This window comes from Micromonospora sp. NPDC048040, from assembly GCF_055587185.1.
On sequence record NZ_JBVJGT010000015.1, the window covers coordinates 132,568 to 146,291 of the forward strand.

Consider the following 13,724-nt stretch of genomic DNA (forward strand, 5'->3'; position numbering starts at 1 on the left):
TGGCCGCAGTGAAGTAGGTCCCATCCGGGGCGTCCGTATCGCCCCAGCAGAGCCGGATGCGTGTGAGGATGGGGGCATGTCGCACGGCGAGGAACTGTTCGCTCTCGGCGGGGACGTGACCACGGAGCCCAGCTTCGAGTCCGCTCTGCGGGGGTACGAGAAACGACAGGTCGACCGGTACGTCGCTCGTGCGGAGCACGAGATCGCGGCCCTCGCGGCCGAGCGGGAACAGGCCTACACACAGATCCACAAGCTCGCCGGCCAGGTGGAGGTGCTCCAGCGGGACCTCGCCCAGGCGCGCAAGTCGTCCGGCGCGCTGGAGAACGTCTCCTTCCGGCACCTCGGCCCGCGGGTGGAACAGATCCTCACCCTCGCCGAGGAGCAGGCCGACGCGGTCCTGGTCGCCGCCAACCAGGAGATCGAGGCGCGCCGGGCCGCCGCCGAGCACATCATCGATGAGGCGCGCGAACAGGCCGCCACCGCGCTCAAGGACTTCGAGATCGCGCTGGCCGCCCGCCGGGCGGAGGAGGAGCGGCACAGCGCGGCCCGCAAGGCCGAGGCGGACGCCGCGGTCCGGACCGCCAAGGAGGAGGCCGCGCGGCTGGGCAAGGCCGCCCAGGAGGCGCTGGCGAAGGCCCAGCAGGAGGCCGCCCAGCTGCGGGACGCGGCCAAGGAGATCCACCACCGGGCCCAGCAGGAGGCGACCAAGCTCCGCGAGGCCGCCAAGGAGGTCCACGCCAGGGCCCAGCAGGAGGCCACCCAGCTCCGCGAGGCCGCCAAGGAGGTCCACGCCAAGGCCCAGCAGGAGGCCAAGCGCCTGGTCGACCAGGCCACCGAGGCGGGCCGGGCCACCCACGCCAAGGCCCAGCGGGACGCCAAGCAGATCATCGACGACGCCGCCCAGGCCGGCCGGGCCACCCGCGACAAGGCCCGGCAGGAGGCGGAGCGGCTCACCACCCAGGCGGCCGAGGCGGCCAAGCGCAGCCGCGCCGAGACCGAGGCGTACGTGCAGCGGATGCGCACGGAGACCGAGGCGTACGTGCAGCAGGCCCGGGCGCAGACGCAGCAGGAGCTGGGCGCCTGGCGGGCCGGGGTGGAGCAGGAGGTCAACAGCCGCCGCGAGGCGGCGGACCGCGAGCTGACCCAGCGCCGGACGACCGCCGAGCAGGAGTTCGCCAAGCGCTGCGACGACCTGGAGAAGCAGTACAAGACCCGCCTCGCCGAACTGGAGCAGCAGCACAAGAGCCGGCACGACGAGCTGGAGACCGGGTTCGAGTCGCGCCGCGCCACGCTGGAGTCGGAGTACACCAGCCGGAAGAACGAGATCGAGCAGGGTGCCGCCGCCGTCCGGCAGGCCGCCGAACGGGACGCGCTGGCGATGCGCCGCCAGGCCGAGGAGGAGGCGGCGACGCTGCTCGGCCGGGCCGAGTCGGAGGCGGCCGAGAAGCGCCGCACGGCCGACGAGCACGTGGCGACCTCGCGCCGCCAGTTCGAGGAGTACGCGGCGACGACGCAGCAGCACCTGGCCACCACCCAGCAGCACCTCGCCGCCACCCAGCAGGAGGCCGCGGCGAGCCGTCAGCAGCTCGCCCAGGTGATGCTGGAGATCGCGCAGGCCCAGCAGCAGCTCGCCGACCTGCGGCAGGAGACGTGGAAGTCGCGGCAGGAGTCCGACGAGTTGCAGCGGCAGGTCGCCGAGCTGCGGTTGGGGCTGGTCGGTGCGGCCGACGGACGGGGCGGGACGGCCACCGCCGCGGCCGGCCCGGTGGCCGACGGCGGGCGAGCCGGGAGCGGCACCGCCACGGCGAACGGCGGGAAGGCGTCGACCGCCGCCGGGGCGGGCGGGGCGTCCGCGTCCCGGAGCGACGGGACGCCGGCGGGGCCGGGCGGGGCCAGTAAGGACACCGCCCCGGCCGCGGCGGGCGAGGCGAAGAAGGAGGCCACGCCGGCCGGAGCGGGAGCGGCTCCGGCGGGTGGGGCCGGGGGCAAGGAGGCCGCCACGGTCGAGGACGGCAGGCCCGGCGCGGGCAAGGTCGAGCCGGCGGAGGCCGGCCAGCCGGCCAAGGGTCGGATCGAGCCGGCGGACGCCGGGCAGCCGGAGAGCGGCAAGGTCGCGTCCGTGACCACCGTCGACGGCGGCACCGCCAGCGCCGGCGTGGAGGGGGAGCCGACCGTGGCGGCGGTGCCGGGTGAGGCCGGCCGGGGCGCCACCCCGACGAAGATCACCAGCACCGGCGAGAACGGCAAGCGGCCGACGAAGCCGACCACCGACGAGCGCAGCGCCAAGCCGAGCAAGGTCGTCGTCGAGAAGGACTGACCACCCACCCGGCCGTTGGCCGGGCCGACGCGACCCGGTGGACGGACGGGGGTCGGTTCGGCGCCCTGACGACCACTACGCTCCTGATCGGAGCCCCCGGACCTGGGCTCCCCGCGCCCGGGGAAGCCGGCGGGCGCCGGCGAGAGTCGATCAGGGAGGTCCGGATGGCACAGGACGGACCTGCGGCGTCGGGCGCCGACCGGGAGCCCGAGGCCACCCCGGACCCAGCCGGGACGGCCGCCGAGCCGGAACGGGCCCCCGACCCGGGACGGAGGCGGGCCGCCTCGCGGGAGCGGACGGCCGAGCCCGGGCGGGAACGGGCCGCCGAGCGGGAGCGGGCCGGTGCGGTGCCCGAGGCCGAGGCGTCGACGCTGGGCGGCGACGAGGTGCCGGCCGTCGGGACGGGGCGGTTCGGCACGCCGGGGCGACCGCTGCGGCGCAGCAGCTTCCTGGTCGGCTTCACGGGGGCGGCCGGTGTGCTGCTCGCGTACGCCCTCTATCTGGGCCTGCGCAACGCGGCCGGAATCCTCGTCATGGTGGTCATCGCGCTCTTCCTCGCCGTGGGCCTGCACCCCGCCGTGGTCCGGCTGCGGTCCTGGGGGCTCCCGCACGGCGCGGCGGTGGCGACGGTCGCACTGACGGTCGTGCTGCTCCTCTGCGGCGGCGTGTTCGCCCTGGTGCCGCCGATCGTCACGCAGACCGGGCAGTTCGTCGACCAGTTGCCGAGCTACCTGGAGGAGTTGCGCCGCAACCGGACGGTCAACGACCTGGTGGAGCGGTACGACCTGATGGAGCGGATACAGAACGCGGCGAACCCGGCCACGATCGGGCGGGCGCTCGGCGGGGTGCTCGGCGGGGCCCAGATGCTCTTCGGCACGGTGCTCCGGGGGCTGACCGTGCTGGTGCTGACGATCTACTTCCTCGCCTACTTCGACCGGCTCCGCGATCTGGGCTACTCGCTGGTGCCCCGGTCCCGCCGGGAGCGGGTGCGGCTGATCGGCGACGAGATCCTCACCAAGGTCGGCGCGTACATGGTGGGTGCGATCAGCATCGCGGTGCTGGCCGGGACGACCACGTTCGTCTTCGCGCTGGTCGTCGGGCTGCCGTACCCGTTCGCGCTGGCCGTGGTGGTCGCGGTGACCGACCTCGTCCCGCAGATCGGCGCCACGCTGGGCGCGGTGATCGTCAGCCTGGTCGGCTTCGCCACCGACCCGCCGGCCGGCATCGCCTGCGTGGTGTTCTTCCTGATCTACCAGCAGGTGGAGAACTACCTGATCTATCCCAAGGTCATGCGCCGGTCGGTGGCGGTCAACGAGGTGGCCGCCCTGGTCGCCGCGCTGCTCGGCGTGTCCCTGCTGGGCGTGGTGGGCGCGCTGATCGCGATCCCGGCGGTGGCCGCGTTCCAGCTCATCCTGCGGGAGGTGATCCTGCCCCGGCAGGAGTCCCGTTGACCCCGGCCGGGACCGCGACGACCGCCCGGCCCGCGGCCGGGCGGGTCAGCCGGCCTGGCCCGCGGGCGGGTCAGCCGGCCTGGCCCGCGGGCGGGCCGGGCACCGGCCGGTCGGCGAAGGAGGCCACCGTGCGGTCGGCGTACGCGCTGACGTCGCCGGTCTCCACCGGGCCGTCCCAGGTGGTCGGCAGCGGCACGGCGGCGGCCGGGTCGACCCGGCGGACCACCTCGTCCAGCACGGTCTCGGCGTCGCCGACCCAGAGGTGCTTCGCGCCGGGCACCCCGACCACCTCGGCCTGCGGCACCGCCGCGAAGCGTTCCCGCGCCTCGTCGGGGCGCAGGTAGTCGTCGAACTCGGGCACCAGGGCGGTCAGCGGCTTGCCGGACGCCGCCCAGTGGTCGAGGTCCGCCGGGGTGGAGTAGCGCAGCGGCGGGGAGAGCAGGATCGCCCCGGTGACCGCCGGGTCGCAGCCGTACTTCAGGGTCAGGTCGGTGCCGAACGACCAGCCGAGCAGCCAGATGTTCGGCAGCTCGGCGAACTCGGCGTACTCGATGGCGGCGGCGACGTCGAAACGCTCGCCGACGGCGTTGTCGAAGGCGCCCTCGCTGGTGCCGCGCAGGCTGCTGGTGCCCCGGGTGTTGAAGCGGAGCACGGCCAGGTCGGCCAGGGCCGGCAGGCGCCACGCCGCCTTGCGGAACACGTGGCTGTCCATCATCCCGCCGTGGGTGGGCAGCGGGTGCAGGCAGACGAGGGTGCCCACCGGCTCCCGGTCCAGCGGTCGGGCCAGCTCGCCGACCAGCCGCAGTCCGTCCGCGGTGTGCAGTTCGATGTCCTCGCGACGCCCGGGCAGGATGGTGGACGCGCGGATCGGTGTGCTCACCCGTCCAGTCTCACCCGTGCGGCCGGGGACCGCCGGGCGGGGCGGAAACAGGGTGATCCAGATCGCTCAGCCGTACCGGGGGGCGCCGCGACCGCGCTGGACGACCGGCCCGCGCCGGTCCCGGGCGCGCCAGCAGCCGCTGTGCCAGTGCCGCCGGTCCGTCAGGTCGCCCCGCCCGTCGGCCGGCCACGCCACCAGGTGCGCCACCCCGGGCCGGATCTCCTGGTCGCAGCCCGGGCAGCGGTACGTCTTGGTGGACGCCCCGCCGCTGATCCCGCGTACCTGCCACTCGCCGTCGCGCCACTGCTGCACCGAGGCGACGCCCTGACGGACCCGGTCGGAGTCGAGGTGGGCGGTGTCATCGCGGCGGGGTCGGTTGCGACGGGGGCTCACGGTCACCAAGCGTACGGGCCGGCCCGTGGGCCGGCCCGTACGGGCGCACGACCGGTCAGTCCCAGGTCTCCGGGCGGATCGGGTCCTCGGCCACCCGCGCCCCACCGAGCACGAGGGCGGCGTCCTGCTCGGTGAAGCCGTCGAAGGGCCAGCCGAAGTCGGCCACCAGGTGGGCCTTCGGGAATCCGAGCAGCTCCAGTTGCTCGCCCTGCGGGTAACGGTAGGCGGGCCGGCCGGCGATCATCCGGTTCCCCTCGGTCCGGCTGCTGGCGATCCTGCTCTCGTACTCGAAGGACACGGTCATCTGCCGCTGCCCGCTCGCGGTCACCCGCAGCGACACCCGCAGCGCGTCGGGGAAGGAGTCCGCGTCGACCCGGCAGCCGGTGAGCCGGGCGCCGGTGGGCAGCGTGGATAGCCGCACCGGGCCGTCGCAGCGGCGCGCGTCGCCCAGCCGGAGGGCGCGGAGCGCCACGTCGATCTCCCGGGCGGTGGCGGCGGTCACGGTGGCCCGGGCGTACAGGCCACGGGCCGGTTGCCAGAGCCGGACCCAGCTGGGCGTATCTCCCCTGCCCCGGTGCCGGCGATCGCTGCCGTCGTAGGCCTCCTCGACCGTCATTCCCGACAGGTCGACCGGCAGTCCGTTGCCGCGCATGAGCGCGGCGGCGGAGGTGGTCAGCTCGACGGTGACCGCCCGGCCCCCGCCGACGTCGGCCCGGACCAGCTCCACCCCCGACCAGACCTCCCAGCGCAGGTAGCGGGCCCGGGCCGGGTCGAACCCGAAGTGCAGCACCTGCGGATCCGTGCCGACCAGGTCAGGCCGGACCGCGGCTCCCGGTACGCCGTCCGCCCGGGGTGGCGTCACCGCGGAGGTTCCCGGCGCGGCGGCGTACGGTGGGCGTACCTCCTCCAGCCAGCCGGCGCTGGTGGCGACGGAGAGCCCGAGCACCGCCACCAGGCCCACGGCGACCGCCGCGCCGGCCCGACGACGACGGCGGGCCTTACCCCCGGCGACCGCACGCGCCGTCAGCCGGTCGGTGTCGACCGTTCCCTCGGCGCGCTCGCGCAGCGCCCGTACGATCCGCTCGTCAAGGTCGGTCACGGCCGGCTCCCGTTCGTCGTCGGGAGGTCGCAGCGCTCCCGGAGGTGGGCGAGCGCCCGCATGGCATGGGTGCGGACGGTGACCGGCGAGCAGTCCAGGATCTGGGCGATGGTCGCGTCGTCGAGGTCCTCGTAGTAGCGCAGCACGAGTACCGCCCGCTGGCGTTCCGGCAGCCCGAGGACGAGCCGCCACATCGCGTCCCGGTCGACGGTCTCCCCGCCGAGGTCGCCGCGCTGCGGCCGCTCGGCGAAGTCGGCCGTCGCCAGTTCCCGGTTCGCGCGCCGGCGCCACCAGGAGTTGTTGGCGTTGACCAGCATCCGGCGCACGTACACGTCGGGCCGGTCCGCCCGGGCGATCCGCCGCCAGTGCACGTACGCGCGGGCGAGGACGTCCTGGGTGAGGTCCTCGGCCCGGTGCTCGTCCCCGGTCAGCAGCCGGGCCAGCCGGATCAGGGCCGGCCCGCGGCTGCTGACGTACTCCTCGAAGGTCACACCATGCAGACGCCGTCATCGGCGCCGGGCGTTGACCCGCTCAGCGACGGGTGTGGTCGCGGAAGCCGCGGCCGCTCTTGCGACCCAGGTAGCCGGCCGTGACCAGGTGCTCCAGCAGCGGGGCGGGCGCGAAGCCCGGCTCGCGCAGCTCCAGGTAGAGCTCCCGCTGGATGGCCAGCGACACGTCCAGGCCGACCACGTCGAGCAGCTCGAACGGGCCCATCGGGTAGCCGCAGCCCAGCTTCATCGCGTAGTCGATGTCGTCGGCGGTGGAGTAACTGGCCTCCAGCATCTTGACCGCGTCGTTGAGGTACGGGAAGAGCAGCGCGTTGACGACGAAGCCGGACCGGTCGCCGCAGACCACGCCCGTCTTGCCCAGCGCGGCGCAGACGGCGCGGGCGGTGGCGGTCGTCTCGGCCGAGGTCCGGATGGTCTGCACGATCTCGACCAGCGGCATGACGGGGGCCGGGTTGAAGAAGTGCAACCCGACCACGTCGGCGGGCCGCTGGGTGGCCATCGCGACGTCGATCACCGGCAGCGACGAGGTGGTGGTGGCGAGCACGACGCCCGGCTTGCAGATCTCGTCGAGGCTGGCGAAGAGGGCCTTCTTGACGCTCAGCTCCTCCACCACGGCCTCGACCACGAGGTCGACGTCCGCGAGGTGCTCCAGGGTGGCCGACCAGTTGATCCGGCCGAGCGCGGCGTCCCGGTCGGTCTCGCTGACCTTGCCGCGCACCACGCCCTTGTTGAGCGAGGTCTTGACCGCTTCGCAGACCTTCGCGGACTTCTCCGCGCCCCGGGTCACCGAGACGACCTCGTAGCCGGCCTTGGCGAAGACCTCGATGATCCCGGTGGCCATCGTCCCGGAGCCCACCACGCCCACCTTCGCGATAGCGCGCGCGCCGTCGGCCAGCGCCGGCTCCGCGGCCACGGGCGTCCGCTCGTCCGGTACGACCTTCGGGGAGCCCGGCCGCTCGTAGGTGTAGAAGCCCCGGCCGGACTTGCGGCCGAGCAGCCCGGCGGTGACCATCTGCTTGATCAGCGGCACCGGGGCGTGCCGGCGGTCCCGGCCGCCGCGCCGGTACATGGTGTCCAGGATCTCGTACGCGGTGTCCAGGCCGATCAGGTCCATCAGCGCCAGCGGGCCCATCGGCAGGCCGCAGCCGAGCTTCATGGCCGCGTCGATGTCCTCGCGGGTGGCGTAGCGCGACTCGAACATGCCGACGGCGTGGTTGAGGTAGCCGAAGAGCAGCGCGTTGGCGATGAATCCGGCGCGGTCGTTGATGGTCACGTCGACCTTGCCGAGCCGCTCGCAGAGCGCCTCCACGTCGGCGACCACGTCGGCGGAGGTGACCACCGTCCGGACCACCTCGACGAGCTTCATGACCGGGGCCGGGTTGAAGAAGTGGATGCCGATCACCTGGTTGGGCCGGCTGGTGGCGACGGAGATCTCGGTGACGCTCAACGACGAGGTGTTGGTGGCGAGGATCGCCTCGGGCTTGCAGACCCGGTCCAGCTCGGCGAAGATCCGCTGCTTGAGGTCCAGGTGCTCGGGCACCGCCTCGATGACGAGGTCCACCGAGTGCAGCGCGTCCAGCCCGACCTGCCAGTGGACCCGGCTCAGCAGCGCGTCCCGGTCCGCCTCGGCGAGCTTGCCCTTGGTCACGGCCCGGTCCGTCGAGCCGGTCAGGGTGGCCCGGCCGCGCTCCAGCGCGCCCTCGGAGATCTCGACCGCGACGACGTCGACGCCGTTGCGCGCGAATACCTCGACGATGCCGGCACCCATGGTGCCCAGACCCACAACGCCCACGCTGGTGAACTCGCGCGCCACGACCGGCCTCCCCAATGCTCCGCACAGCCGCGTGAACGGCCACTAAGGTTATGCGCGCGAGTCTGCCACGTGACGTTCGGTTGTCGAGACGCGGTGGGGTATTTCACGAGCGGCGCGGCCCGTCGGCCCGCCCGTCGTCAGGCCGCCCCGCCGGTCAGCCGGAGCAGTTCGGCGACGAACTCGGCCGGCCGCTCCAGGTGCGGGCTGTGCCCACAGCCGGGCAGCAGCACCTCCCGGTACGCGCCACCGGCCGCCGCGTACCGCTCCAGCACCGCCCGGGTCTGCCCCACCATCGGCTGCGCCGGGCAGGCATCCGCCCCCGGCCAGCCCGGCACCGCGCCGAGCGAGCCCAGGTGGGCCAGGTCGAACAGCGAGGTGTCCGAGACGATCACGTCGGCGTCCCCGTGGATCCAGGTGACCGGCGGCTTGCCGGCGACGGCCACGAGTTCGTCGGCGACCCGGAAGTACGCCGGGGAGAGCGCGTTGAGCACGCCGCGCCGGCCCGGAGCGGTGCCGGGCCAGTTCGTCGAGTCCACCGCCGTGCCCGGGTAGTTGTCGTCGCCCGTCGCGGTGGTGAGGAGGGTGTCCAGCAGCAGTTCCTCGTCGTCGCCGAGCGAGGCCGGGTCCGCCACGTAGGTGGCCCGCAGCACGTTGCGCGGGCTGGCCTGGCTGTCCGCGCCCCGGTCGCCGGCGGCCAGCCGCTTGACGAACTCCTGGTTGGCCGTGCCCGCCCCGGTGCCGGCGAAGCCGGACGTGGTGGGGGTGCCGGCCAGGTCCCGGGTGCCCCCGTAGCCGTACGGCGAGACCGGCGCGGCGAGCAGCAACGCGGCCACCCGGTCGGGGTGGTCGACCAGCAGCCGCATGGCCACTCCCCCGCCCAGCGAGTGCCCGACGACCACCGGCCGGGCGCCGGGCGCGAACAGGGACGGCTCGTCCAGCAGCGCGGCGAGGTCGTCGGAGAAGTCGGTCAGCCCCCGGGTCGCGTCCACCGGGGCGGTGTCGGTGTACCCGTAGCCCCGCAGGTCGGGCGCGACCACCCGGAGGATGTCCGGCAGCCGCCGCACCAGCGGCTCCCAGAACGCCGCGGACGAGCAGTTGCCGTGGATCAGCAGCACGGGCACGCCGTCCGGCGGCCCGGCCACCCGCACCGCCTGGGTGATCCCGTTCGCCGACACCAGCTGCTGTCCGGTCTCCATCCGCGGCATGCTGCCACGACGCCCCGGCCGCGTCCATGGGTCCTCCCGCCATGTTCCCTGGTCGGGAAGTGTGCGGCGACAGGTCAGGACGGGGCGGACCCCAGCGCGCCCACCGGCAGCGGCGGCACCGCGTCGGGACCCTGGAGGGCCGGCATCGCGGCCGACAGCGGCGGCGCCGGCTGGGCAGCCTGAAGGGCGGGGGTCACGAGGGGGTCGGCGCCCGGGAGGGCCGGGGTCGCGATCGGCAGCGGCAGCGTCGGGCGGTGGTCCCGGCGCGGCTGGCCGAAGCTGAGCCCCACCGGATCGGTCCGCGCCACGCCCGGGTCGAAGAGGCGCAGCTCGGTGCGCCCGAGCCGGATCACGTCCCCGTCGGCCAACTGCTCCACGCCGGTGATCCGCCGGTCGTTCAGCCAGGTGCCGTTGGTCGAGCCCAGGTCCGCCAGGCAGGCGCCCTCGTCCGTCAGCCAGACCTCGGCGTGCCGGCGGCTCAGGTGCGCGTCGGGCACGACGATGTCGGCGGTCGGCACCCGACCGATCACCTGCCGCACCGGGCCGACCCGGAAACTCAGCCCCCGCATCGCCCCACCCGCCACCGTCAGCAACGGCATCAGTTCCGGACGCTCCTCCATGGACAGTCAGCCCCCCACACCGCGCGGTCACCCCGCGCGTCAGCCTGCCACCACACGGTAGTCGCCCTCGACCGCCGGGCGGTCACCTCCACGCCCCCGGCCGGACACCTCCCGTTCGCCGGTTCGGCGTCCACCGGCTGACAAAGACCGCGAACAAGTCCCGGCCGGCCGGACACCCGGCCACGTCCACGGAATCGGGCACCACCGCGTTCAACGAGACCGGGCGGCGGGCCATGACCTCTTCCGTACGGGCGGCCCGGCGGACCGGAACCAGCGGGCGCGCCACCCTACCGGCGAGTAATCCTCAGGTCTAGACTTCCGTCATGACGGCTGTGCATGCCCCGGGAACCCCGGTCATCGAGGACGGTCGGCTGGTGTCGACGAGCCCGGCGACCGGCGCGGAGGTCGGTCGCCTGCCGGTGGCGACCGCCGAGGACGTCGCGCGGGCGGTCGACCGCGCCCGGCCGGCCGGCGAGTGGTGGGCCGGGCTCGGCTTCGCCGCGCGCAGGGAGCGGCTGCTGCGGTGGCGGGCCCTGCTCGCCCGGCGGATCGAGGAGCTGGCCGAGCTGGTGCACGCCGAGGGCGGCAAGCCGTTGGCCGACGCCATCGTGGAGATCGTCAGCGCCGTCGAGCACGTCGACTGGGCGGCCCGCAACGCCCGCCGGGTGCTGGGCCCCCGCCGGGTCCGCTCGCGGCTCGTCCTGGCCGAGTTCTCCGCCCACCTCGAATACCAGCCGCACGGCGTGATCGGCGTGATCGGGCCGTGGAACTATCCCGTCTTCACCCCGATCGGCTCCGTCGCGTACGCGCTCGCGGCCGGGAACGCGGTGGTGCTGAAGCCCAGCGAGTACACCCCCGCCGTCGGGCAGTGGCTGGTCGACACGTTCGCCGAGGTGGTGCCGGAGCACCCGGTGTTCACCGCGGTGCACGGGCTCGGCGACGTCGGCGCCGCACTCTGCCGCTCCGGGGTGGGCAAGGTGGCCTTCACCGGCTCGTCCGCCACCGCCAGGAAGGTGATGGCGGCCTGCGCCGAGTCGCTGACGCCCGTGCTGCTGGAGGCGGGCGGCAAGGACGCGATGATCGTCGACGCCGACGCCGACCTGGACGCCGCCGCCGAGGCGTGCGTCTGGGGCGCGCTCACCAACGCCGGCCAGACCTGCATCGGCATCGAGCGGGTCTACGCGGTCGAGCCGGTCTTCGACGCCTTCGTCGGGAAGGTGGTCGAGCGGGCCGGCCGGTTGACCGTCGGCCCCGACGACGCCGACATCGGCCCGATCACCATGCCGAGCCAGCTCGACGTGATCCGCCGGCACATCGACGACGCGCTGGCCCGGGGCGGCCGGGCGGCGCTGGGCGGCGCCGACGCGGTGCAGCCGCCGTACGTGCGCCCGACCGTGCTGGTGGACGTGCCGGAGGACTCACTCGCCGTACGCGAGGAGACCTTCGGCCCGACCCTGACCGTCAACCGGGTCCGCGACGCCGACGAGGCCGTCGCCCGGGCCAACGCCCTGTCGTACGGCCTGGGGGGTTCGGTCTTCGGCCGGCGGCGCGCGGTGGCGATCGCCCGGCGGCTGCGCTCGGGGATGGCGTCGGTCAACTCGACGCTGACCTTCGCCGGGATGTCCACGCTGCCGTTCGGCGGCGTCGGCGACTCCGGCTTCGGCCGCATCCACGGCGAGGACGGGCTGCGCGAGTTCAGCCGCGCCAAGGCGATCACCCGCCGGCGGGCCCGGTCGCTGCTGGCCTCCACGACCTTCGAGCGGACGCCGGCCGACGTCGCCCGGCTCGTCAGGGCCATCAAGACGATGTACGGCCGGTGAGCCACGGGGCGGGGGGCGTCAGAAGAGGGTGAGTTCGTCCCGCTCGATGCCGCGCAGCTTGTCGTAGTCCACGACGACGCAGCGGATGCCCCGGTCCGTGGCGAGCACCCTGGCCTGCGGCTTGATCTCCTGCGCGGCGAACACCCCGGCGACGGGCGCGAGCAGCGGGTCGCGGTTCATCAACTCCAGGTACCGGGTGAGCTGCTCCACGCCGTCGATCTCGCCGCGCCGCTTCACCTCCACCGCCACGGCACCCTGGTTGGCGTCCCGGCAGAGCAGGTCCACCGGGCCGATGGCCGTCATGTACTCCCGGCGGACCAGCGTGAACCCCTCGCCGAGCGTCTCCGGGTTGGCCGCCAGCAACTCCTGGAGGTGCGCCTCCACGCCGTCCTTGCGCAGGCCCGGGTCGACGCCCAGCTCGTACGACGTGTCCTGGAAGATCTCCTCCAGGGTGATCCGCAGCTCCTCGCCGGCCTTGTTGACGACCCGCCAGACACCGGGGGCCTCCTCCAGCCGGCAGGGCGGGCTCATCCAGTTCAGCGGCTTGTACGCCCGGTCGTCGGCGTGGATCGACACCGATCCGTCCGCCTTCACCATCAGCAACCGGGTGGCCGGCGGCAGGTGGGCCGAGAGCCGTCCGACGTAGTCCACCGAGCATTTCGCAATCACCAACCGCACCCGACGAGGGTAGCCGAGGCCCCAGCCCGCGCCACCGAGCGGCACTGGCGTGGCGGTGGGATGCTGAGACGGTGCTCGAAGTTCTCACCGGTACCGGCCTCGCCGCCTCAGCGGGGCTGAACGCCTACATCCCCCTGCTCACCATGGGGTTGCTGGCCCGCTACACCAGCCTGATCGACCTGCCCGCCGGCTGGCATTGGCTCGGCAACGGCTGGGTGCTCGCGATCCTGGCGGTGCTGCTGGTCATCGAGGTCGTGGCCGACAAGGTGCCCGTGGTCGACCACGTCAACGACGTGGTGCAGACCGTGGTCCGGCCCACGGCGGGTGGCCTGGCCTTCGGCGCGGGCTCGTCGTCGGAGACGGTGACGGTGAGCGACCCGGGGAGCTTCTTCTCCTCCCACCAGTGGGTCCCGGTGGTGACCGGGGTGCTGATCGCCCTCGGCGTGCACCTGCTGAAGTCCGCCGCCCGACCGGTCGTCAACGCGACCACGGCCGGCGTCGGCGCCCCGGTGGCCAGCACCGCCGAGGACGCCACCAGCGTGGTCATGTCGGTGGTGGCGATCATCCTGCCGGTGCTGGTACTGGCGTTCCTGCTCGGGCTGGTCCTCTTCGTCGTCTGGTTCGTGCGCCGCCGGTCCGACCGACGCCGCGAACGTCAGGCGGCCCGGGCCGCCGGCTTCCGCGTCTGACCCTCGTACGCACCGACGGCCGGCCACCCCGCGTGGGGTGCCGGCCGTCGTCGGTGGTCGAGATGTGCCGCTGGCCGGCGCCCGTGTCGGGTGCCGGCCAGCGTTCCCCCTTGTGGTGGAAAGTCTGTCTCTGTGTGTCAGTTGTTCCAGTGCTTGGCGACGAGGTCGGCGGCCTGCTGTTCCCACTGGGCGTAGTGGTCGGGGTACGCCGACACCTGCACGGTCTGCGCGGCCTCGGTCAGGGGCATGT

Annotated in this window: 12 protein-coding genes; 4 read left to right on the forward strand and 8 right to left on the reverse strand. The window is 74.1% G+C overall.

The genetic code is table 11. The features are described 5' to 3' along the window. The first annotated feature begins 76 nt into the window (after positions 1-76). Both ACZ6O2_RS17600 and ACZ6O2_RS17605 read left to right on the forward strand, forming a co-directional pair. On the forward strand, positions 77-2,317 hold the full coding sequence (locus ACZ6O2_RS17600; RefSeq protein WP_466023536.1) for a coiled-coil domain-containing protein: 2,241 nt from the start codon (positions 77-79) through the stop codon (positions 2,315-2,317). Between the two features lie 164 nt (positions 2,318-2,481). Next, on the forward strand, positions 2,482-3,768 hold the full coding sequence (locus ACZ6O2_RS17605) for an AI-2E family transporter (RefSeq protein ID WP_466023537.1): 1,287 nt from the start codon (positions 2,482-2,484) through the stop codon (positions 3,766-3,768). A gap of 70 nt (positions 3,769-3,838) precedes the next feature. On the opposite strand, the gene ACZ6O2_RS17610 is transcribed toward ACZ6O2_RS17605, so the two are convergent. The 7 genes from ACZ6O2_RS17610 to ACZ6O2_RS17640 all read right to left on the reverse strand — a co-directional run bounded on the left by ACZ6O2_RS17610 (position 3,839) and on the right by ACZ6O2_RS17640 (position 10,287). Beyond that, positions 3,839-4,648, reverse strand: coding sequence for an alpha/beta hydrolase (locus ACZ6O2_RS17610; protein WP_350708697.1), 810 nt, complete (start codon positions 4,646-4,648; stop codon positions 3,839-3,841). 66 nt (positions 4,649-4,714) lie between these two features. After that, positions 4,715-5,041 carry a hypothetical protein gene (locus tag ACZ6O2_RS17615; RefSeq protein ID WP_176737387.1) on the reverse strand — a complete coding sequence of 109 codons (327 nt, stop codon included), beginning with the start codon at positions 5,039-5,041 and terminating at the stop codon, positions 4,715-4,717. A gap of 55 nt (positions 5,042-5,096) precedes the next feature. Continuing rightward, complete coding sequence (locus ACZ6O2_RS17620; RefSeq protein ID WP_466023538.1) at positions 5,097-6,140, reverse strand: hypothetical protein; 1,044 nt, start codon at positions 6,138-6,140, stop codon at positions 5,097-5,099. Continuing rightward, on the reverse strand, positions 6,137-6,631 hold the full coding sequence (locus ACZ6O2_RS17625; RefSeq protein ID WP_466023539.1) for a SigE family RNA polymerase sigma factor: 495 nt from the start codon (positions 6,629-6,631) through the stop codon (positions 6,137-6,139). The genes ACZ6O2_RS17620 and ACZ6O2_RS17625 overlap by 4 nt, the downstream gene beginning before the upstream one ends. Before the next feature lie 40 nt (positions 6,632-6,671). Further along, on the reverse strand, positions 6,672-8,462 hold the full coding sequence (locus tag ACZ6O2_RS17630; protein WP_466023540.1) for a 3-hydroxyacyl-CoA dehydrogenase family protein: 1,791 nt from the start codon (positions 8,460-8,462) through the stop codon (positions 6,672-6,674). Positions 8,463-8,599: 137 nt separating this feature from the next. Further along, positions 8,600-9,667, reverse strand: a complete 1,068-nt coding sequence (locus ACZ6O2_RS17635) for an alpha/beta hydrolase (protein WP_466023541.1) — start codon at positions 9,665-9,667, stop codon at positions 8,600-8,602. Positions 9,668-9,741: 74 nt separating this feature from the next. Next, positions 9,742-10,287 (reverse strand): FHA domain-containing protein, encoded by a 546-nt coding sequence (locus tag ACZ6O2_RS17640; protein WP_466023542.1) that lies wholly within the window; start codon positions 10,285-10,287, stop codon positions 9,742-9,744. 323 nt (positions 10,288-10,610) lie between these two features. Here ACZ6O2_RS17640 and ACZ6O2_RS17645 point away from each other — a divergent pair, with 323 nt between their 5' ends. Then, a complete protein-coding gene (locus ACZ6O2_RS17645) occupies positions 10,611-12,107 on the forward strand; it encodes an aldehyde dehydrogenase family protein (RefSeq protein ID WP_466023543.1) in 1,497 nt (498 codons plus the stop codon). An 18-nt stretch (positions 12,108-12,125) separates the two neighbouring features. Here the strand turns inward: ACZ6O2_RS17645 and nucS are convergent, their stop codons facing one another. Continuing rightward, positions 12,126-12,785: an endonuclease NucS gene (nucS, locus tag ACZ6O2_RS17650; protein ID WP_076472317.1), complete on the reverse strand. Its 660-nt coding sequence runs from the start codon at positions 12,783-12,785 to the stop codon at positions 12,126-12,128. A gap of 71 nt (positions 12,786-12,856) precedes the next feature. Here nucS and ACZ6O2_RS17655 point away from each other — a divergent pair, with 71 nt between their 5' ends. Next, the gene (locus ACZ6O2_RS17655) at positions 12,857-13,474 is read left to right on the forward strand and encodes a DUF4126 domain-containing protein (protein ID WP_466023544.1); all 618 of its coding nucleotides are present in this window, start codon (positions 12,857-12,859) and stop codon (positions 13,472-13,474) included. The last annotated feature ends 250 nt before the right edge of the window (positions 13,475-13,724 follow it).